This is a genomic window from Mucilaginibacter galii, from assembly GCF_014635825.1.
Lineage (GTDB): Bacteria > Bacteroidota > Bacteroidia > Sphingobacteriales > Sphingobacteriaceae > Mucilaginibacter > Mucilaginibacter galii.
The window spans coordinates 103,013-123,356 of the sequence record NZ_BMDO01000008.1 but is presented as its reverse complement, the minus strand read 5'-3'; the positions used below and the strand labels follow the sequence as shown (position 1 = coordinate 123,356).

Sequence of the window (20,344 nt, the reverse complement as noted above, 5' to 3'; positions counted from 1 at the left end):
GGGCGGCCTTAAAAACTCCATAGCTTCTCACTCCATGGATAGCTGCCCGGCTTCAAAGTAACATGTATATTTTGAGGATACATAGTCCTGCTTCTTATTATTCCGGGTGCAAGTTCCTGCACCGGAAATAACGTATTAATATTTAGCGAACTTAAAATTGCAGCTGCTGTTGATCCTCCCTCAATGATGAGCTCTTCAATATTTGCGTTATCAAAAATCTGTTTTACTACTGCAGCCATGTTACGGCGCAGCACTAATGCAGTAACATTAGCATCGGGCATCATATTTTGATCTATGGCTATTAAAGCCTTGCCATGTTGAGCCAGCAAATTAACTATCTCGGCCGCCCACACATCAATAATCTCTATCGCAGCATCTTGACCGTACATGATAGCCTTCGGCATATAACTCACCGGTTTGCCCGCCTGATGATAATCTTTTATTTTACCGGTATTTACATTAAAGGTAGTGCCGCTCACAAAAAGCACTGGCTTACCAAGGCGGTAATTGCTGTTTTTTTGCGAGGATGCATACGGAAGCGACTTCAACAAAGCAGAAAAGAACCCCGAACTACCGCCTAAATAATGGGTTGAATTGATAGATGTTGACCAACTATTTAGATCATCAGCAGTTTCAACTTCGCCTACCACAATACCACTCTTGGGTAGTAGTTCTGTATGTTTCCGCACTTCAACGGGCTGATGACGCGCCCTTAACATCTGCGCCGCTTCGCAACCGCTAACCGGAAATTCTGGGTCAAAGGCAAATGATGTTTGGTGCACCGGAACGCCATTAATAAGGTAAGTGTTATTAACAAAATTGCGCCCTAAATGAGGGTTAGCCGGAATGATGAGCGCCGCAGTCCTTTCCAGTATACCCATTTCTGCTTCAAGCTCGGCAAGTACATGGCCCCTCATTACCGAATCGATCTTTTTATAGATCAGCTCCGGATTCAATGCTTTAATGGCCTTGCATGCCTTTACCACTGCAATTACAGCTTCAGGCTCACCTTTTGACCTGGAATCGGTATTGATCACCAGCAAATCAGCGGTTGAGGCTACATTTACTTCGGTTGTTATTTCGACGGTAAAACCATATTGTAATCCTATTCCTCCTACTTCGGCCGCACCCGTTAAATCATCAGCAATTACGGCTATCATTTTAGTTAAGCAGTTATCCTGTTTTTTGACAGCTGTACCGCCGATTTGATGGCAAGTGTCATGGCATCGGCACTGGCTATGCCTTTGCCCGCAATTTCAAAAGCGGTACCATGATCAACCGAAGTGCGTATAATGGGCAGTCCCATGGTAATGTTAACACCTTTCACGCTATCCATTTGCTTTTTCTCGGCGTTCCATTTAAAGCCAGAAAGCTTAAACGGAATATGCCCCTGGTCGTGGTACATGGCCACTACCCCACCGTAGTTGCCCGTGGCGGCTTTGGAAAAAAGTGTATCGGCAGGCACGGGGCCTTCTACATCGTAACCCAGCTTTAAGGCTTGGTTTACCGCCGGTAGTATTTCTTCATCGTCTTCGGTACCAAATAAGCCCGAATCGCCGGCGTGCGGGTTTAAGCCTGCAATCCCTATTTTAAGGTTGGTTTCTCCTAAACTTATCAAACCGTTATGCAGCAGTTCAATAACTTCTACAATGCGGTCTTTTTTAACCAGGTCGCAAGCCTGACGCAACGATACGTGCGTGGATACATGGATCACTTTCATGTTATCTTCTACCAGCAGCATAGCGTACTTTTTGGTACCGGTATACTGCGCGTAGATTTCTGTATGCCCCGCAAAATGATGCCCGGCCTCGTTCATCGATTTTTTATTTAGCGGACCGGTCACGGTTGCATCAATACTGCCGGCCATAGCCAGTTCTATCACTTTTACAACCGACTCAAAAGCTGCGTTACCCGCCATAGCCGATACCACGCCAAACTCCAACTCATCAAGGTTTACATTATTTAAATCGTAAACATCTATCACGCCATAATTAAAACGGGCTTCGCTTACCTCGTGTATAACATTTAGAGATGCCTGCAAGCCAAGCTTTTGAATAATATGCTCAAACACGCTGGCATCGCCAACAATAAACGGACGGCATATTGTATAGATTTCTTCATCTAACAGTGCCTTAACGGCAATTTCGGGACCTATACTTGCTGGGTCGCCCATGGTAATACCTATAATGGGTTTATCTGGCATGATTTAATTTATTAAGTACAATTCCTTCTTTTTCTATCAACTCGTAAAAATCACTAACGAGTGTTTTATTTTCAACCGACGAAAGCTCCTGTAAGGGCGACATCATGGTAGAACGGCATAATCCAACTTCCTGCATCAACGCTTTTAAAGCCGCTAACGATTGCCCCAGTAAACGGCCCGACTGGTACAAGTTACCCAATACATCCGACTGATGCTGGTAGTAGTACGCTCCTTCAGCATCGTTGTTGTCTACCGCCTCGGCTAACCTGCAATAAATTTCGGGTGCCAGGTTACCTGTACTTGGGATGAGACCATCGCTGCCATTTAACAGTCCGTAGGCAGATTGTGCAGCCCAGCCTACAAAGTGACTAAAATCGGTTCTTGAAGCCCATAATTTTAAAGATTGCGTAAGCCGTTCCATGTTACGCTCCGAATCTTTTGTGCCGGCAACTTTCTCGTGGTAACTCAATTCATCAATTAAGCTCAACGGTATAGACATGTGCGTGGTGGCCGGTATGTTATAAATGAGCATAGGCCCTGTAACCTGGTTGGCCAACTCGGTAAAATACCTTTTCATTTGGTCGGTGGTAAGGCTGTAATACGTAGGCAGGGTTGCAGCCACAGCATCGGCACCTGCATCAAAACTGCGTTTAGCCATTTCAACCGATTCCTCAATACTGTTTGAGGATATACCTACGTATAAGACGGCATCAGCAGGCTTTAGTCTGAGCGCCTGCTTAATGTAGTCGTTCTTTACCTCTACCGAAAACGATGCCGATTCGCCTGTGGTCCCCAAAATGAATGGGGATGCCTTGTGATGTATCAGGTTATAGAACATCCGCTCCAAAGCCTCAGTATCTAACGTACACTGAGCCGTGAGCGGCGTTACCACCGGTATTACATTACCTTTAAATTTCTTATCTATATTCATTTAACCTTTTAGTCTCATTAATTAGGGAACATTGCATTATGCCTGAGCGAAACTTTTAATAGGCTGCCATATAAATATCAATGGCATCCTGTAGCGTAACTTCGCGCGGATTGTTATTAAGCAACCGGGTTATCTTCATTGCATCCCCGGCCATTTGCGGTATAGCCTCCCGCGGGATACCCACCTCCCCCAATGTTGCAGGTACGCCACAATCTTTTATGAGTGTCCGGATCTTTTTAACCCCAAGCTTTGCTGTATCTGTGTCGTCGGCTTGTTTTTTACATCCTAAAGCCATGGCCACATCGGCATAACGTTTTGGAGCCGCAGGAATGTTAAATTCCATGATGTAAGGCAACAGCAAGGCGTTAGACAGTCCATGCGCCAGGTGGAACATGCTTCCCAAAGGATAAGCCAATGCATGTACAGCTGCTGTATTTACCGGCCCTAAGCAAAACCCACCTAACAGGCTGCCCATAGCAACCTGGCTGCGTGCTTCGGTGTCGCTTCCCTGATGTACTGCTTGCGTAAGATTAGCGGCAATTAACCGCATTCCCTCAAACGCATATATATCTATAAATGGCTGTGCAAACTTATTGGTATACGCTTCCAGGCAATGGGTTAAAGCATCGAGCCCGGTGGCTGCGGTAATAGCAGGTGGTACACTTATGGTGAGCAAGGGGTCTATATACACTACATCGGGCACTAAATACGGACTGATGATTCCTTTTTTCTGATTGTCGGCATCATCAACCAATATGGCATTGGGCGATACCTCGCTACCCGTACCCGAAGTGGCCGGAACACAAATAAGCTTTTGATTGCGTTGCTTCAGCAAACCGTTTCCCACAATTTCTTGTATGGTCTGCTCGTTATCCAATTGTGCGGCTACCAATTTGGCGATGTCTAACACACTGCCACCGCCTATGCCTATCACCAGGTCGGGGTTGACGGGCTGCACGCGTTGCAGTAAATTATAAAAATCAGTAAAGCTTGGTTCCTGAACTATACTGGTATCAATAGTGGTGGTTATGTTATGATCCTTTAACTGCTTTAAAAACGCTTGCAATTGCGGTAGCAGCGGCTCGATAGTAATAATTAAAGCACGTGAACAACCCAATTGCAAAACTTCATCGGCCAGGTTGTTAAGTGATCCGTTGCCGAAAATTAGTTTTCCGGGAAAGTGAATTTTTAAATTCTGCATTGCAGCCATAAATGTTACTTACTTATCTTGCTGCAGCATTTACTTTTCAGTATACCCGAACCGGAATAATTGTACATGCAGACGCTAATTTAATTTGGTTTAATACGGATTGTGTATGCACAAACTTAGCGCAAAAGCGTTTCCATAAATTATAGCATTTTTTCTATAATTGGTACCATCTTACCATCATATCCAATTAACACTGGTTTTAAAGGAATATATGTTATAATTTTTATAATGTATTTCTATATTTAAAGCACTAATTATTTGCTTTTACCATGAAGCCCATTTACCGTAAATTATCAGGAGAGTCAGAAAGTTCGTTCAGCATCAGGCACGATATTAAGCCAAACTTTGGCAACATATGGCACTACCACCCCGAGTTGGAATTGCATTACAATATCAAAGGTGAGGGTGTGCGTTTTATTGGTGACAATATCGGCAATTTTTCGTCGGGCGAATTAATTTTGCTCGGTCAGAATTTACCCCACGCCTGGCGGTGCCGCGAAGAATATTACCACCACAACAGCGGCCTTAACATTGAGGCCATAGTTTTTCAGTTCTTACCCACCTGTTTAGGTAAGGATCTTTTAACGCTGCCGGAAGCTTACCTTATAAATAAGCTGTATGAAAGAGCTAAAAGCGGCATGATCATCAACGGTGCCACCAAAGAGCGGGTAATTGACTTAATGCGATCGGGTGTGGAAGCCAGTAGCCTTGACCGCCTTATTATTATGTTGACGATTTTGAAGCAGCTGGCCGAAACCACAGATTATAAACCTATTGTAAACAACCTGAACGCTTTTCAGCAACCGAGCGAAATGGACGATGCCCGGTTAAGCCAGATTTACACTTACACGCTCTCAAACTATAAGCGCGACATCACCCTGAAAGAGATATCAGCTTTGAGCAATTTAAGTGTGACTTCTTTTTGCCGCTACTTTAAATTAATGACCAACAAAACCTATTACGACTTTTTGATTGAGATACGCATAAGCCACGCTTGCCGTTTCCTGGTCGAAAACAAATTAATTACCGAAGTAATATGTTTTGAATGCGGCTTTCACAATGTATCTAACTTTTACCGCCACTTTAAGAAAGTAAAAGGCATTACTCCTGCAGAATACAAGCGCCGGTATTTGAAAAATTAATAGTAAGCCGTATAACCTATCCAAAATATGATCAAACGTTTAGTATTGATTTTATGCGTTTTGCTGTTATGGTGTCGGCAAAATACGCAAGCACAACCGGCAGAGCTAAAATCTAACAACATTGTATGGACTACTTCCAGTAAGAACTCGGGGGAATCGATGCCTTGTGGTGGTGGAGATATTGGACTCAACGTGTGGGTAGAAAATGGAGATCTGCTATTTTACGTCAGCAAAAGCGGCACGTTTGATGAAAATAATACATTCTTGAAATTAGGCAGGGTGCGCGTTAAACTATATCCTAATCCCTTTGCAGGCAAATATTTTAAACAGGAGCTGTCATTACAAACAGGTGCAGTTGCTGTTGAGGGAAGCGCCAACGGGATAAAAGCTATAATAAAGGTTTGGGTTGATGTATTTAACCCATTGATAAACATAGAAGTAAATAGCAACAGATCAATAATAACAGAAGCCTCCTTTGAAAGCTGGCGTAATGAAGACCGACAAACCAAGGGTAAAGAAAATAACCAGGGTTCTTGGAAGTGGGCGAACCGTCCCGACATTAAAACCCGTAAAGATGAGATAGAATTTAAGAACAATACCATCCAGTTTTATCACCGTAACCAAGACACTACGGTTTTTGATGCTACGGTGGCACATGAGGGTTTATCTGCTGTAAAATCACAGTTGTTCAATCCACTTAAACAATTAACTTTTGGTGGTAGTATGCAAGGGGATAACATGCAAGCTTCGGGCAGTTATGAAGGAATCTATTTGGGTACGCCGTTTAAGGGATGGGTGCTGAAGAGCAGGTCGGCCTCAAAGAAACAGAATATTAGAGTTTACCTGCACACTGCGCAAGCTCATACGCTTGACGATTGGCAAGAAGGCTTGCAGGCGGTAATTACCACAGCAAATCAACAATCTAAAACCGCAGCAGTTAAAACGCAAAATTGGTGGAAAGACTATTGGAACAGGAGCTTTATTTACATCAATCCCGACTCTGCCCAAACGGAAGCCTGGCAGGCTGGCCGCAATTATCAGCTGTTTCGTTATATGCTGGGTTGTAACGCCTTAGGAAAGTACCCAACTAAATTCAACGGTGGTCTGTTCACCTACGATCCGCAGTTTACAGATTCCACAGCTAATTTTACGCCCGACTTTCGTAACTGGGGCGGCGGGTTAATGACTGCGCAAAACCAGCGACTGGTGTACTGGCCTATGCTTAAAAGCGGAGATTGGGATTTAATGAAGCCGCAGTTCGACTTTTACTTACAAACCTTACATAATGCAGAGCTCCGTACAAAAACCTACTGGAATCATCCTGGTGCCAGCTTTACCGAACAGTTAGAAAACTTTGGCTTGCCCAACGTAACCGAATACGGCTGGAAACGTCCCACAGGGTATGATAAAGGCATGGAATATAATGCCTGGCTGGAATATGAATGGGACACAGTGCTGGAGTTTTGTTACATGATGCTCGAAACCGGGCGCTATGCCGGCAAAGATATAAAACCATATATTCCGTTTATTGAAAGCTGCCTTACCTTTTTTAACGAACATTACCAATACCTGGCCCACAACCGCGGAAGTAAAGCGCTTGACGGTTCGGGACACCTGGTGCTCTACCCCGGTTCGGGCGGCGAAACGTACAAGATGGCTTACAACTCCACTTCTACTATTGTTGCGCTCAAAACGGTGCTTACCAGTTTGCTTGAATTGCCTGCCGGTTACTTGAGTGATACAAAAAGAAGTAACTGGGTATTAATGCTTCAACGCATACCTCCTATTAGCTTTGCTGAGTTTAACGGGCATAAAACTATTGCACCTGCGCAAAGCTGGGAAAGGGTTAATAACGTTGAGACTACACAAATGTACCCGGTATTTCCCTGGGGAATGTATGGTGTTGGCAAACCTGATTTGGACGTGGCCATCAACACTTGGAAATATGATACGCTGGCGGTAAAGTTCAGGAGTAGCAAAGGCTGGAAACAAGATAATATTTTTGCCGCTCGCCTTGGACTAACGAATGACGCTGCCGAATTAACGCTTTTAAAATTAAAAGATTCCGGCCGGCGCTTCCCGGCATTTTGGGGACCGGGTTTTGATTGGACACCAGACCACAATTGGGGTGGCTCCGGCATGATAGGCTTACAGGAAATGCTGCTGCAAACCAACGACAAAAAGATCTACCTGCTACCTGCCTGGCCTAAAGCCTGGGATGTACATTTTAAGCTGCATGCCCCCTACCAAACAACCGTTGAAGCTACTGTGAAAAATGGAAAACTTGTTAATTTGCAGGTATGGCCCGAAAGCCGCAGGCAGGATGTGGTGAATATGTTGAAGTAGCTTTCTAAAACTAAGATTCTTTTGTAGTTTAATTGTTGTCTCTAACGATAGTAAGGAATCTTGTTTAATTTCAAATTAGACGAATTGTACGTACAAGCAAAATTTCTCGTTATCACTTGAAATAATAAGCTTCTAATTTTAAAGAAGAGCGTTTTGCCTTTACCATGTCCTTCAAATCTCCAGGCAGCATGTAACTTAAACCTGTTTTTGAATAACGTAAAAGTGTAATTCGGTTCGGGTTTCAAAGCCTAAAGACTCGTAAACTTTTATAGCCCGTTCATTATAATCTAATACATGTAAAAATGGAACACCGCCGGCTGCTATAATGCGATTTACCTGTTGAAGCAATAATTGTTTGGCATATCCCTTCCCTGTATAATCGGGGTGAGTACAAACGGCGCTAATTTCGGCATAAGGCAGCGGGTTCATACGCTGGCCAGCCATGGCAACCAGTTTACTACCGTCGAATATGCCGCTGTAGTGACCGAAAGTTATGGTATTTAAAGCAAACGGCCCGGGGTTGGTTAAAGCAGTAAGTTCGAGCATTTGGGGCACATGTTCATTTGTTAGTGGAACAATTAGCCCACTTTGGTATGCCAACGGAGCCTCTCCAGTATGGTAAATCATTTGAAGGCATTTCATATGCCTTAAATTAATCCAGGGCTGAGGTATGGCGATCTCTTCTTTTAGGATAACTACTTTGGGGCTTTGTCCGGTATATAAGTTATAAAGTTGCTGAAAGCCTTCTTCCGTGTATTCGTTAATTCCGGCAAAGGGCGACGTTTGTTCATCAAAAAATTTAACCTCTTCGCTGCCTAACGATAAGTTTTTATTACCAGTATTTAAAGCATTCCATGCCGGGTTATCTAATACATGCTCCATTGCCTCAAACCTAAAAAATTTATATGAATGGAAGCACGTACGGCTATTAGAACTATTTGAATTATAAAAAAATGTCATCTCGAACGATAGTGAGAGATACTGTTCAAATGGTAAGTTACACACTTTGCATCATGAACAGGATTTCTCGTTAGCACTCGAAATGACATTAGGGCATTTTTATGAATTATTTACTATCTATCCAACGGTATCCATGTCTCCATATCTACATGGCCGCGGTTGCCCCAGGCATAGTAAGGTACCATACGAATATTTACTTTCGAGGTTTTTGTGCCCACTTCACGGTATAGCTGGTTAGTCCAACTGCCTTCATTTCTGAGGTCGGCTTTGCCGGTTAAGCTCATAATCGGGCTATTTTCTATTTCAATAAGCTCAGGCTTTAAATCGTTATTAACCGGGATAGCCACATTAAATACCTTCTGTCCTTTAGGCATACCAACCGACTCTAAGCAGTACACCACGGGGCCGCGTTTTACAGCTACCTGGTTACGGGTTTCTTCAACCAAAGGGTTCGATTCCATGAGTTTTACCGGCATAGGCAGGTTAAGTTCTATACGGTCGCCCGCTTTCCATTTACGGTTTATTTCCGCATACTCACCTGTCGTTAATGTGGCATCAATAGGTTGTCCGTTTACAGACAAGCTTGCACCATTACACCAGCCCGGTATCCTTAAAAATAATGAATAAGCCTTGGCTGGAACCTGTTGCAAGGTGATATTCACTTTACCGTCCCAGGGGTATTCTGTTTGCTGATCAAGCTTTAGCTTAGAACCATCTTTTAAAACCGTATTCAATACATTACCACCGTATAGGTTAAAATACAATCCCTTGTGAGATACACTATAAGCATAATCGGCTACCTCGGCAATGGTGCGCACCACATTCGGCGGACAGCAGTTTGACAAGCTGATATAAGGCACCCTATCCTTTGACCAGCGCTGAGTAAACGGCAGATCGTCTGAATAGCTCATGGGGTTGGTATATAAAAAGTTTTTACCGTTTAGGCTAATGCCAGAGAGCACGCTGTTGTATAAAGCCAATTCCATCACATCGGCATACTTGGCGTTGCCGGTGGTTTGCAGCATGCGCCAATTCCATAGTACGTTGCCTATGTTAGCGCAGGTTTCGTTGTGCGAGGTAAAGTTGGGCAACTGGTAATCGCGCCCGTAAGCCTGGTGTACCTTTTGCACATCTACCGGGTTGTAAGAAGTCCCATCTGGCGATACACCATCATATAAAGCACCCGTTCCACCGGTTACATACATTTTTCGGTTAACCACATCGTCCCACATCAGGTTCAACGTATGCATCAATGTGGTATCTCCTGTTTCGGCATACACATCGGCAACGCCGGCAAACAGGTAATTGGCACGCACGGCATGACCCATTACTTTAGTTTGCTGACGGAATGGGACGCGGTCCTGATTATCGTCGGTACCATCTTTCATCAAACCACGAATATCGATTAAATTTTTGGATAGTTCCAGGTATTTGGGATCACGCGTGGTACGGTACATTTCTACCACACCCATGTAGTGCGACGGACAAATAGCGTTACGCGCCAGTTCGGGCGATGCTTTTTTGTAAAAATTGTATAAATAATCGGTAGCCTTAATAGCTACGTTGAGCAAAGTTTTTTTACCCGTAGCACGGTAATGTACGCATCCGGCGGTCATGAGGTGACCCAAATTATAGGTTTCAAAGTTTAACCTGTCGGCGAAGGCTTTGGCATTTTTCGGGTCATTCTTTTGAGCAATAATAGTGGGCGTATGAATATATCCATCAGCCCGTTGCGCTTTAGCAATCACGGCGATGGTTTTATCCATCAGTGCGTCCAGCTTAGGGTCGTGTGTAACAGCATACATGCTGGCCACGGCTTCAAACAGCTTGTAAAAATCGCCATCGTGAAACGGTGGCCCCGAGTGTAATCCGGTATCCAATCCTGCAGCTATCTCAAAATTTTTGTAAGCGTGGCTAACCTTCGGATCGGTATAAACCTTCCACAAATTAGGGATCATGGTATCGCGGCAAATCTGGAAACGGTCGGCCCAAAAACCTTTGGTCCAGGTAACGTTACCCATATCCAAACTGCTCAGCTTTGCGTACGGACTTGCAGAAGTATTTACAAGGGCTTTGTTTTGGGCAATGGCGTAATTGGCTACCAGCAACAGCACACTTACGCAGGCTAAATTCATTAATCTTCTCATCACAACTACGATTATAACTTATGATGTCATTTCGAGTGATAACGAGAAATCTTGTTTGAACATACAGGTTGTATACTTCGCATCTTGAACAAGATCTCTCCCTATCGTTCGAGATGACAATTTTGTTTTTTTAATTACTTTTCTCAATCACCACTGGCCCAATTAATCCGGCAGGAAGCAATTCCTTACCTTCTAAACGGTAAGGCGCGTTGGTCCAGGTTATTTGTTTTTCTTTAGGTAAGGCATGGTCGCCCATAAGGCGGTTGGCCCAAGTATTGGTAACGGCTATGCATATTTGATTTACCCCTGGCTTTAAAGCTTTACTAATGTTAACGCGGTAAGGAGCCGTCCATGCTATACCACAGGAAACGTTGTTTACAAACACTTCGGCCATGTCATCAACCTTATTTAAATTCAAATAAATAGACGATTGCTCTTTGCCAGGTTTGTAAGTAAACGTTTGATCGTAGATAGCTGTACCCGAATAGTATTTAATAGTGGTATCTGCCGACTGGCTCCAATCCTGCAATGCGGTCCATTTAACCGGTGCTTTTGGGCCACCCATTTTTGGATCGAAGGTTACTGTCCAATCCGGTTTCAGCGTTTGTACAGACTGGAATACAAGCTCTTTTTTTTTCAGATTGGCTACACCTGTTTTTCTGAACACCACGAACACCGAACCATTAGCCTCTAAGTTAACAGGTAACACCGTACGACCGTTTTGCACCTGCCAACCTGCTGCTTCGCGCATTTCACCAGTTACTGCATCCCACAACTCTGGAATTTTTCCAGACATACGCAAGGATAAATGAAACGTGCGCTTTTCATTAAGTTGATTGGAAATAAAATAAACATCCTCGTTTGTTGTAGTCCTATGGTTCCAGGCAATATTACCTGCATATTTACCTGACGCATCAACAGCCGTTAAATCTTTGGATAAGCCAATACTACTAAGGTCGCCTTGCTGATATGGCCCGGTAATTAGGCGGCCTTTACCTGTTTGTTTTAACGCAGGACCAGCATCAGGGTGGTAAATAATAGTAGCGCCCTGAGCAATTAACTCATTTAAACGGTCAACCACCTTTTGCGAAATAACGGCACCATTGGGCAGCATTTGCGTATGGCCAGGAATAACCAACACCTTGTAACTGGCACCTCCCGGTAGTTGTATTCGACCATCTTTCACAACAGCCAAACGCATCAGGGCATCGAGATTAAAGGAATCGTACTGGTAACCATGTAATGGATCCACCAAAGCATCGGCATCCAGCATATTTGCGCCGCTGGTTACACCAATAGGTATGGTACGCATGGGTAAGCCTTTATTGGCTAAGCGTTCCTTTTCACGGGCTACCTTTTCAGCGCCAAACAAGCCGGGAAACGTAGGTATTAATCTATCGGGTAATAATGAGCGCCTTGGGGTTTCTTCACCGGTAAATACGGCAATGTCGGTTACCGGGTGACCTTGTTGCAACAGTGCCTGGCAGCGTTGTATATATTCAATCCAGGCACGGCCGGGCTTATACCAGGTTTGATCGCGCTGCATAAACAGGCCTATGCCATCTAATGTTAAACCGGGCTTTTTATCTAACCAAGGGTTATGCGTATTTACATGAAAAACCAAGCGATTCACCCCTAAAGCCAGGTTACGGTCGCCCAGAGATTTTAACATGCCCGGGTGTTCATCCCACATGGTACGCAGTTCGGTAAAAGCTTCGGCCTGGATAATATTTTTACCATAAATATGCCCGCCCGAAATGGCGTCGAGCATATCGTTGGGTTTATCGTGTGTGGGGCTGCGCAGCCAAAATTCGCCCATGGCAATATCGGCTTTACTGTAGTGCAGCAGTCCGTCGCTGGTCATGGTTGGCGCTACCGCTTCGGCGCTAAAGGTGCATCCTTTCTCGTGAGCCAATTTGCTCATGGTACCGTAAAACTTATCCACCACTAATTCGGCAATGGTTTGGCGTACATCGGCTAATACTTTTTCCGATCGTGCCGCACTTTCTACTGGCACGCCGGCCATAACAGGCAGGTAAAGCATTAGGTTGTACCCCCGACGCTGCTGAAACTCCTGCGCAAATGTGGTCGACCAGTTTTGGCTGCCGCACTCCCAGCTATCTACGTGAAAAACTTTAAGCACACGTTTAGCCAAATCAGGGCCTATCTGTTTAAAGGCTTCGCCAAACCAGCTATCAAACTGAAGCTTAATAGCATCAGGATTAAACTTATCGCACTCCAAACCGGCACCTTTACCTCCTGTAGCATTGGTATGACCGGTAGAGGTATGACCAATGCGTAATATAGTCCAGTTACCGGCAGGTGCATCCCAATTCAACCTGCCATTGGCGTCCAGTTTATTTGTAATGTTGATGATCTTATCCTTCGGGATACACAAATCATCGGGCAACTGCTCGGTGGTAGAATTTTTGCTAATACGCCACACCTCCCCCGTTTTACCTTCGTATTGGTGAATGCGAGGTTCGGAAGATAACTCAATACCAGTTATTTTGAGCGATTGCTTCCACTTGGCAAAATCCAAATCTTCGGCACCGGGTTCGGAGCCCTCTTTGTTATATATAAACCTAAAGTATTTAGCAGTGGTTGGCCTAATAGCTTGTGTGATGTCGGCATCGTTATCTTGCCAGCCGTGCCGGGGGGCTTGTAATTGCATAACTTTGCGAAACGTTTTACCATCATTACTCGCTGCAATGGTTAGGCGCTCGGCCTGATAATTTGGTGCGTTGCTGCGAATAACCAGCGAACGGCAGGTAAACGGTACAGCAAATGTTAATTGCATCCAGCAGGAGTCGGCACTGATGAAATTCTTTTTGTTATTTGGATCTGCTAAGAACTGCACATTGGTGGCACCCTCTACGCTACTGGCAATTTGAGGCGTTATATTTTTAGTACTGATGCCCGAACCGGGCAGTGACAGATAAGCCAGCACGGCAATGTCTTTATAATAACCTTTGTAGCTTTCGGGCTTTTGAAGGGTGTCTTTAAATGTTTGTCCGCCCTTAATCAAGGTTTTGCTCCATACCACTTTTTGCATGGAGAGTTCGGGTGTTATCCACGGGCCACCGGCCAGCGCAAAACCATCACTATCGTGCATTGCCATTTGCAGACCTAAACGGTCGGCTTCCTGCATGGCAAACTTAACCATGGCCCACCACTCGGGGGTCAACTGCTCAACAGGCGGGGTTATCCAGGCCGGGTTAGCTACACCTTTAATAGGCATTAAATAAGCGCCGCCCATACCAGCCAGTTTCATGGCTTCCAGGTCGGCTGTAATACCAGCTTTGGTTACGGCAGCTTGCATCCAGTACCAAAACACCCAGGGCTTAGCCGATTGAGGCGGATGTTTGAACAACTGCTCCAGATCGACTTTGGCCATTACTTTACCACGAACCTGTGCTTGCGTTACCCCTATAGATGAACCCAGGCAAATGATGCAAAGCAGTAGGGATGGAATGAGTTTTTTCATTGGTTTGGTTTACCGATTATTACAACCTGTCATCCCGAACGATAGTGAGGGATCTTTTCGAACTTTCAGGTTTGCTACTTACTTAAAAAGATTTCTCGTTATCACTCGAAATGACAGGTTTTTATATTTTGTTTCTTAATTCTTCACTTTACTAACCACACCGGTCACACTACTCACACTCCCTTTATACGGATACAGGTAAAAGCTATAGTTATACGGCTTGGCGGGTATCTGGTAAATATCCAGCGGTGCTGCCACATCCGACCAGCTATCGTTGCCGCCTAAGCCCATTTGAATTAAGTCAATATTCAAGGTGATGAAACCGGCATCTTTCAGTTTATTGGTGTGTTTGGCGGCTACGATGTTGGCTTCGGTATAAGGCCAGGCGCTCATGCTCAGCAAGCTATCGGCCACTACCAGTAAGCCGTTTTGCTGTTTATCGGCCAGGAGCATCCAGCGCACATCAGTACGATTACCGTTTTCTTGCGGAACGGCGTAGTTTTCCATAAAATCTGTTATAGACTGGCTATAGATACCTGCTTCAAAACCGCTGCGACGGTCGATGTAGTTTTCCATCAACCCACGGCCGTACCAGCTGATGTTATCATAGCTGCGTTTAATGCCGCCTTGCATACCTACTTTAGGCAGGTTAGGTAAGCCCTTAACTTTGGGTGTCAATTGTTGCTCTACTTTAATAACGCCCATACCATTTACGGTATATATTACGGTAACAGCGGCGCTATCATTGATCAGGCTGTAGTTGCTGGTGATGGTTACCGAGCCGTTAGCCTGCTTATCAGCCTTGATGTTTTTAAGTACTGGTACGGCTTTAAACCAAGGCTTTAATTTACGATCGGCTTTCCAGCCACGATGATCATTATCAGTTACCGGGCGGCTGAAATGCGGCAGCAAAGGCGCGAATATTTGCTCTTGATTGTTATAGATATAGGAGCTTAATGCGCCGTTTTGTTTGTTGATGCTTACCTTAAATCCTTTACCGGTTAAGGTATAAGTGTCGGTATTATCTGCTAATGCAACCACACCTTTGTTAAATGATGATTTGGTAACTGGCAAACCATTCAATGCAAACTGGTCGGCGGCTATTTCGTAACCTTTGGCTGCCCATAGTTCATCTTTAGCTAAGCTGAAATGAATATCGGCTAAATACTCATGCCCTGCTTTTAATGATGGCAAGTATGCTTTGATGCTGATCACCGTGTCCTTACCAGCAGCTAAACTGATAGCCGGTAAAGCTTTGGTTACTATAACACGTCCATCTTCGCGTACTTGCAGCAGCATAGTGTAACCAGCTAATGATTGAACAGCACTACGGTTAGCAATCTTCACCAAACCTCTGGCAGCATCAACCAATTGGCTTACCACCGGCTGAAAAACATGCTTACATTCGAACATCGCCGCTTTAGGCCGACCATCGGATGCTACGGTTCCCTTAATGGTAAAATTATCGAAATACTTTTCACCGTAATCGCCACCATAAGCAAAGAACTCCGTTCCGGCAGAATCTTTTTTCAGCAACCCCTGATCTTTGTATTCCCAAATAGCACCACCAATTACACGTTTGGTTGAACGCCACTGATCCCACAGGTCTTTTAAGTTACCGTTGGAGTTACCCATGGCGTGCGAATATTCTACAAAGAATATAGGACGAGTATCGCCGTTGGGCTGGTTGGCCAGCAAGGGTGCAGTGTAAAGGGCGGGGTACATTCGGCTCACCACATCTACATAAGGCTCATCTATGGGGTTTTGAATGCGGTGCGAGTGATCATTAGGTTTGAGGGCACGCGCATCGGTCACATCTATATACCCTTCGGCTTGCGGGGTGCCTTGGGCCGGTTCGTAATGTACAGGGCGGGTAATATCAAAGTCGTGAATCCAGGCGGCCATAGCAGCATGGTTTGGTCCCCGGCCGGCCTCATTACCCAGGCTCCACATAATAATACTCGGGTGGTTTTTATCGCGCATCACCATACGGGTGGCGCGGTCAAGGTAGGCGCTGGTCCACTGCGGGTCGTTACTCAGTTTAGAGCCCAAACCATGTGTTTCGAGGTTGGCCTCATCTATTACTAAAATACCATACTGGTCGCAAAGGTCATACAGATACGGATCCATTGGGTAATGGCTGGTACGGATGCAGTTAAAGTTAAAGCGCTTGATAGTTCGCACATCGTTTAAAATATCCTTGCGCGATAGCGCTTTACCTTTTACAGCATGATGGTCAGGGCGGTTAATGCCGTACAAGTAAGTCACTTTGCCGTTGATCAGCAACTTACTATCCATTTTTGAAAACTCAATACTGCGGAAACCTAATCGGCAGCTTTTTACTTCCAGCACATGGCCGGTACTATCTTCTAACGATAGGGTAAGCATGTAAAGGTTTGGTTGTTCATCGCTCCATTTAGCGGGGTTGGTTATCTTGGTTTCCAGCAAACCAAACTTCACATTATCCAACCTGGGATAGATTTCATTGATAATGCTTTCCACACTGCGGGTTAAAGGTTTTTGCAATACCTGTTTTTTGTTCTTATCGAACAATTGGGCTTTAATTTGATAACCCGCAATGGCTTTACCGGTCAGATTTTCAATCCGTGGACGAATACTTAACAGCGCATCTTTATAATCTTTATCCAGCTTGGTTTGGTAAAAGAAATCGGCAATGCGCAATTTAGGCTCGGCCAGCAACATCACCTCGCGGTGGATACCACTTAAACGCCATTGATCCTGATCTTCCAAAAAAGAACCATCGCTCCAGCGAATGTTTTGCACCGATACGATATTTTCGCCGGCCTGTAAGTAAGGGGTGATATTAAACTCCGACGACAGGAAACTATCCTCACCATACCCTAAAAACTTACCGTTGAGCCATACCTTAAAGCCCGAACTTACGCCGCCAAAATGCAGGGTGACATTCATGTCTTTCCAGCTAGCAGGCAAGGTAAAGGTACGCTGGTAACTGCCAACGCCATTCACATCCAGCGGTACATGCGGCGGGTTAACTGGGCGGAAAGGATATACTGCGCTTTTGTAAATCGGCTTGCCATAACCCAGCATTTCCACGCTAGAGGGTACGGTTATTTTCTTCCATCCGCTTACGCGGCTCTTATAAAAATCTTTAGGCGCAGCACCCGGGTTTTCGGCAAAGGTGAAATCCCATTGGCCATTTAAAGACAGCATCCGGCCAGATTTTTCACGGTCGCCCTGCAAGGCATCGGCCACATTGCTGAACGAGTAAGCCGTAGCACGTGAAGCATCACGGTTTATGCCGCTTACCAGCGGATCTTCCCATGGTTCGGTGTTAAATACTGCTGGAGCATTAGGCACTGCTGCCGGAGTCTTATCTACCAGTTGAGCAAATAACGAACCCGGAAGCATTATAAAAAGAAGCCCTACGCAAAATCCCCTCCCAACCCTCCCCGGGAGGGAGGGCTTTATACTTTTGATTGTTATGATTCTTTGCATTTCCTTCGCCGGTTCAAGCGTCCACGCTTGAACCATTTTAGTATAAGCGTCTACGCTTATGATTAATGTAAGCGTGGACGCTTACACCTGCTTTAAGTTCAAGCGTGGACGCTTGAACCGGCGGTCTTAATATGCAAGTTTGCTTAAATTGCGGTGTATTTTATTGTATAATCTTTTCCCTTTTGTGTACTAACTTCGTACAAGCCTGCCGACACCATTTTAACCGTTGCATTGCTGCAAACCGGCTTGGTTTTGCTTTTAACACGGATGGTACCTATACCGGTTGCTGCGCTGAGTTTAATTTGCGAGGTGGTTATACTTAGCTTAATATCACCGTTAGGTGTTGGCACCGTACCTTCCATCCATTTAAGTCCACCCAATTGAGGTTCAACCAAGTAAGTTTGATAACCAGGACCGGTAGGCTTTACACCTAAATAATATTTACCTAACAGGTAAATAGGGCTGGCCCCCCAGGCATGGCAAAGGCTTTTACCAAATGGACGGCCATACATGGCGTAATGCTCGGCCCCTTTTTTATCGGGATTGTATTCCTCCCAAAATGAGGTAGCGCCGAGGTTTAGCATCCCGCCCCAGTAATCTTTCATTTGCTTCAGAACGTAATCCTGCTCACCCATGGCGCATAGGGCTTCCAGTTCGTAAAAGCGCATGTATGGGGTGGTGATCTTCTGAATTTTATCGTTCATCAGCACATATTTCTTTACCTCCTGCTTTTGGGCTTCGGTAAAGTAGTTGAAGAAGATGCCGAACATATTGGCGTAACGGGTCACGTTGTCAGTAGGTTTACCGTTCATGCGGCTATGCACCAGAGCGTGTTTTTGTGCATCCCAGTAGTAGGTAAACAGCTTTTCTTTTAAGTCTTTTGCCTGTGAGCTGTACTGGGCGGCGGCTTTACCATCGTGCATAATATCGGCACATAAAGCCATGGTTTCCAGGCTGCGGCAAAACAGCATTTGCTCAATACTTACTTCGCCTTGCTTGCTCAGGCCATCAGCCCAGTCAATAAATACCCAATCGCCGGTTAGGCCCTGCATTAACCCGTCTTTGTTACGTCGCGCCAGGCAGTAGTCCATCATGGTTTGCATGCGCTGGTACGATTGCTGAATGAATGTCTTATCGCCCGTATGCTGGTAATAATCATAAATGCTGATGAACCAGTAAAAAGTATAGTCCATAATGGTATTGATGTGGCTGGTCACCGGGTCTTTACCACGCAAAGCACTTATGGTGCGGGTAACCGTAGGCGAATCGAAGTACAGGTAATAGTTCATTAAATAGCTCTGCGCAGCATCGCCCGACCATACCCAGCGGTCGCGTTTAATGCCGTCAATAAAAAACTCGCGGGTGTTCAACTCCATAGTATAGGCCGATACCTCCCAAATTTTATTAATCTGCTCGTCCGAACACTTGAAGCTACCACGCTGCTCCACAGGAGAATACTCATACAGCATGGATACTTCATCCATGCTCACCGCATCGTCATAAACCACATTTACATAACGGAATGCACGCGAACCATCGTAAGTAATATCGCCGTTTTGCGGCTGGTTGATCTCCAGTTGATCCACCAGTTCGCCACCATCGGTACTCATGGCTTCCTCTTTCGATTCGCCATAGTAAATGGTAGCCTTACCTTTGCCTATTACGTTGTGCAGCTTAACAAAACCAAAGGTTTCCTTACCAAAATCAACAAAAATAGAATGTGCTTTTTTATCGGTAGTAACCGCTTTCTGCGCCTTAGTTGGTAAGTGAAACTGTGATGGTAGCGAGGTAACTTCATTAAAGTTCCAGGCACCAGCAGGCACATACTGTGTAGCTGATATATCCGACGTTTTACCTGAAGCATCTATCCATTCCTTATCCTCATAAGTCACCTTCCACGAGGTGTCCGAAACCACATTCGCACTCTTCACAAATACCGCAGGTACGCTGCCCTGGTTATATACTTTAAGGCTGATGCGGTGCTTACCCGCAGGTAAGGTTATGCGTTTAGGATAGCCTGAAAAAGCCTTTCCATCAACTTTTAAGTTATACTGACCCTCTACCATCAGTTCCGCTTCTTCGGGTGCAGATAGGTTAAAATCCTTATGAAAGTCAGTTAAAACATAATGGCTGTCCAGTTTCCAGAATGGCGGAAAAAACGATCCGCGCTCGGTACGGCGGTTCTGCATTTTATTGCTTAGCCATATTTCGTAATCGCCGGGGTACCAAATCCAGGTGGCTTTGGTTTGCGCTTTAATTTCGGGGGCGAAGAGGGAAAGGAGAGCGAAGAAAAGCAGGAAGCCCCTCCTAAATCCTCCCCGGAAGGGAGAACTTTTAAAACCTATCTTTCTCTCAGCTATATCGGTATGCGACGAGGTTGACACGTCGTTATCACTCCTGGCAATAACATTTTTATTTGTGTTTTGTATTAAGTTCTTCAT

Annotated in this window: 11 protein-coding genes; 2 read left to right on the top strand and 9 right to left on the bottom strand. The window is 45.0% G+C overall.

What is annotated here, in order from left to right; genetic code table 11:
• Positions 1–8: 8 nt before the first annotated feature.
• Genes IEV61_RS14565 through IEV61_RS14550 form a run of 4 tightly spaced genes read right to left on the bottom strand, consistent with a single transcriptional unit; the run spans position 9 to position 4,335 of the window.
• Positions 9–1,160, bottom strand: a complete 1,152-nt coding sequence (locus tag IEV61_RS14565) for a four-carbon acid sugar kinase family protein (RefSeq protein WP_188417769.1) — start codon at positions 1,158–1,160, stop codon at positions 9–11.
• A gap of 5 nt (positions 1,161–1,165) precedes the next feature.
• Complete coding sequence (gene pdxA / locus IEV61_RS14560; RefSeq protein ID WP_188417768.1) at positions 1,166–2,203, bottom strand: 4-hydroxythreonine-4-phosphate dehydrogenase PdxA; 1,038 nt, start codon at positions 2,201–2,203, stop codon at positions 1,166–1,168.
• Positions 2,193–3,134 (bottom strand): dihydrodipicolinate synthase family protein, encoded by a 942-nt coding sequence (locus IEV61_RS14555; protein ID WP_188417767.1) that lies wholly within the window; start codon positions 3,132–3,134, stop codon positions 2,193–2,195. The genes pdxA and IEV61_RS14555 overlap by 11 nt, the downstream gene beginning before the upstream one ends.
• A gap of 55 nt (positions 3,135–3,189) precedes the next feature.
• On the bottom strand, positions 3,190–4,335 hold the full coding sequence (locus IEV61_RS14550) for an iron-containing alcohol dehydrogenase (RefSeq protein ID WP_229747151.1): 1,146 nt from the start codon (positions 4,333–4,335) through the stop codon (positions 3,190–3,192).
• 278 nt (positions 4,336–4,613) lie between these two features.
• On the opposite strand from IEV61_RS14550, the gene IEV61_RS14545 reads away from it, so the two are divergent.
• Together IEV61_RS14545 and IEV61_RS14540 are read left to right on the top strand one after the other, a co-directional pair.
• The gene (locus tag IEV61_RS14545; RefSeq protein ID WP_188417765.1) at positions 4,614–5,486 is read left to right on the top strand and encodes an AraC family transcriptional regulator; all 873 of its coding nucleotides are present in this window, start codon (positions 4,614–4,616) and stop codon (positions 5,484–5,486) included.
• Positions 5,487–5,513: 27 nt separating this feature from the next.
• Positions 5,514–7,832 carry a DUF5703 domain-containing protein gene (locus IEV61_RS14540; protein WP_188417764.1) on the top strand — a complete coding sequence of 773 codons (2,319 nt, stop codon included), beginning with the start codon at positions 5,514–5,516 and terminating at the stop codon, positions 7,830–7,832.
• A 195-nt stretch (positions 7,833–8,027) separates the two neighbouring features.
• Here the strand turns inward: IEV61_RS14540 and IEV61_RS14535 are convergent, their stop codons facing one another.
• The 5 genes from IEV61_RS14535 to IEV61_RS14515 all read right to left on the bottom strand — a co-directional run bounded on the left by IEV61_RS14535 (position 8,028) and on the right by IEV61_RS14515 (position 20,344).
• Positions 8,028–8,714, bottom strand: a complete 687-nt coding sequence (locus tag IEV61_RS14535; protein ID WP_188417763.1) for a GNAT family N-acetyltransferase — start codon at positions 8,712–8,714, stop codon at positions 8,028–8,030.
• 191 nt (positions 8,715–8,905) lie between these two features.
• Entirely contained in the window at positions 8,906–10,939 is a 2,034-nt protein-coding gene (locus tag IEV61_RS14530; RefSeq protein WP_188417762.1) for an aceric acid hydrolase, read from the bottom strand.
• 130 nt (positions 10,940–11,069) lie between these two features.
• Positions 11,070–14,426 (bottom strand): glycosyl hydrolase, encoded by a 3,357-nt coding sequence (locus tag IEV61_RS14525; RefSeq protein ID WP_188417761.1) that lies wholly within the window; start codon positions 14,424–14,426, stop codon positions 11,070–11,072.
• Positions 14,427–14,561: 135 nt separating this feature from the next.
• Positions 14,562–17,816, bottom strand: coding sequence for a glycoside hydrolase family 2 TIM barrel-domain containing protein (locus IEV61_RS14520; protein ID WP_188417760.1), 3,255 nt, complete (start codon positions 17,814–17,816; stop codon positions 14,562–14,564).
• A 230-nt stretch (positions 17,817–18,046) separates the two neighbouring features.
• On the bottom strand, positions 18,047–20,344 hold the full coding sequence (locus tag IEV61_RS14515) for an alpha-L-rhamnosidase-related protein (RefSeq protein ID WP_188417759.1): 2,298 nt from the start codon (positions 20,342–20,344) through the stop codon (positions 18,047–18,049).

What these genes read in the sequence shown, in the direction of transcription:
- IEV61_RS14565 (WP_188417769.1), bottom strand. Translation starts at nt 1,160, where the DNA reads ATGATAGCCGTAATTGCTGATGATTTAACGGGTGCGGCCGAAGTAGGA.
- pdxA (WP_188417768.1), bottom strand. Translation starts at nt 2,203, where the DNA reads ATGCCAGATAAACCCATTATAGGTATTACCATGGGCGACCCAGCAAGT.
- IEV61_RS14555 (WP_188417767.1), bottom strand. Translation starts at nt 3,134, where the DNA reads ATGAATATAGATAAGAAATTTAAAGGTAATGTAATACCGGTGGTAACG.
- IEV61_RS14550 (WP_229747151.1), bottom strand. Translation starts at nt 4,335, where the DNA reads ATGCAGAATTTAAAAATTCACTTTCCCGGAAAACTAATTTTCGGCAAC.
- IEV61_RS14545 (WP_188417765.1), top strand. Translation starts at nt 4,614, where the DNA reads ATGAAGCCCATTTACCGTAAATTATCAGGAGAGTCAGAAAGTTCGTTC.
- IEV61_RS14540 (WP_188417764.1), top strand. Translation starts at nt 5,514, where the DNA reads ATGATCAAACGTTTAGTATTGATTTTATGCGTTTTGCTGTTATGGTGT.
- IEV61_RS14535 (WP_188417763.1), bottom strand. Translation starts at nt 8,714, where the DNA reads ATGGAGCATGTATTAGATAACCCGGCATGGAATGCTTTAAATACTGGT.
- IEV61_RS14530 (WP_188417762.1), bottom strand. Translation starts at nt 10,939, where the DNA reads ATGAGAAGATTAATGAATTTAGCCTGCGTAAGTGTGCTGTTGCTGGTA.
- IEV61_RS14525 (WP_188417761.1), bottom strand. Translation starts at nt 14,426, where the DNA reads ATGAAAAAACTCATTCCATCCCTACTGCTTTGCATCATTTGCCTGGGT.
- IEV61_RS14520 (WP_188417760.1), bottom strand. Translation starts at nt 17,816, where the DNA reads ATGCTTCCGGGTTCGTTATTTGCTCAACTGGTAGATAAGACTCCGGCA.
- IEV61_RS14515 (WP_188417759.1), bottom strand. Translation starts at nt 20,344, where the DNA reads ATGAAGAACTTAATACAAAACACAAATAAAAATGTTATTGCCAGGAGT.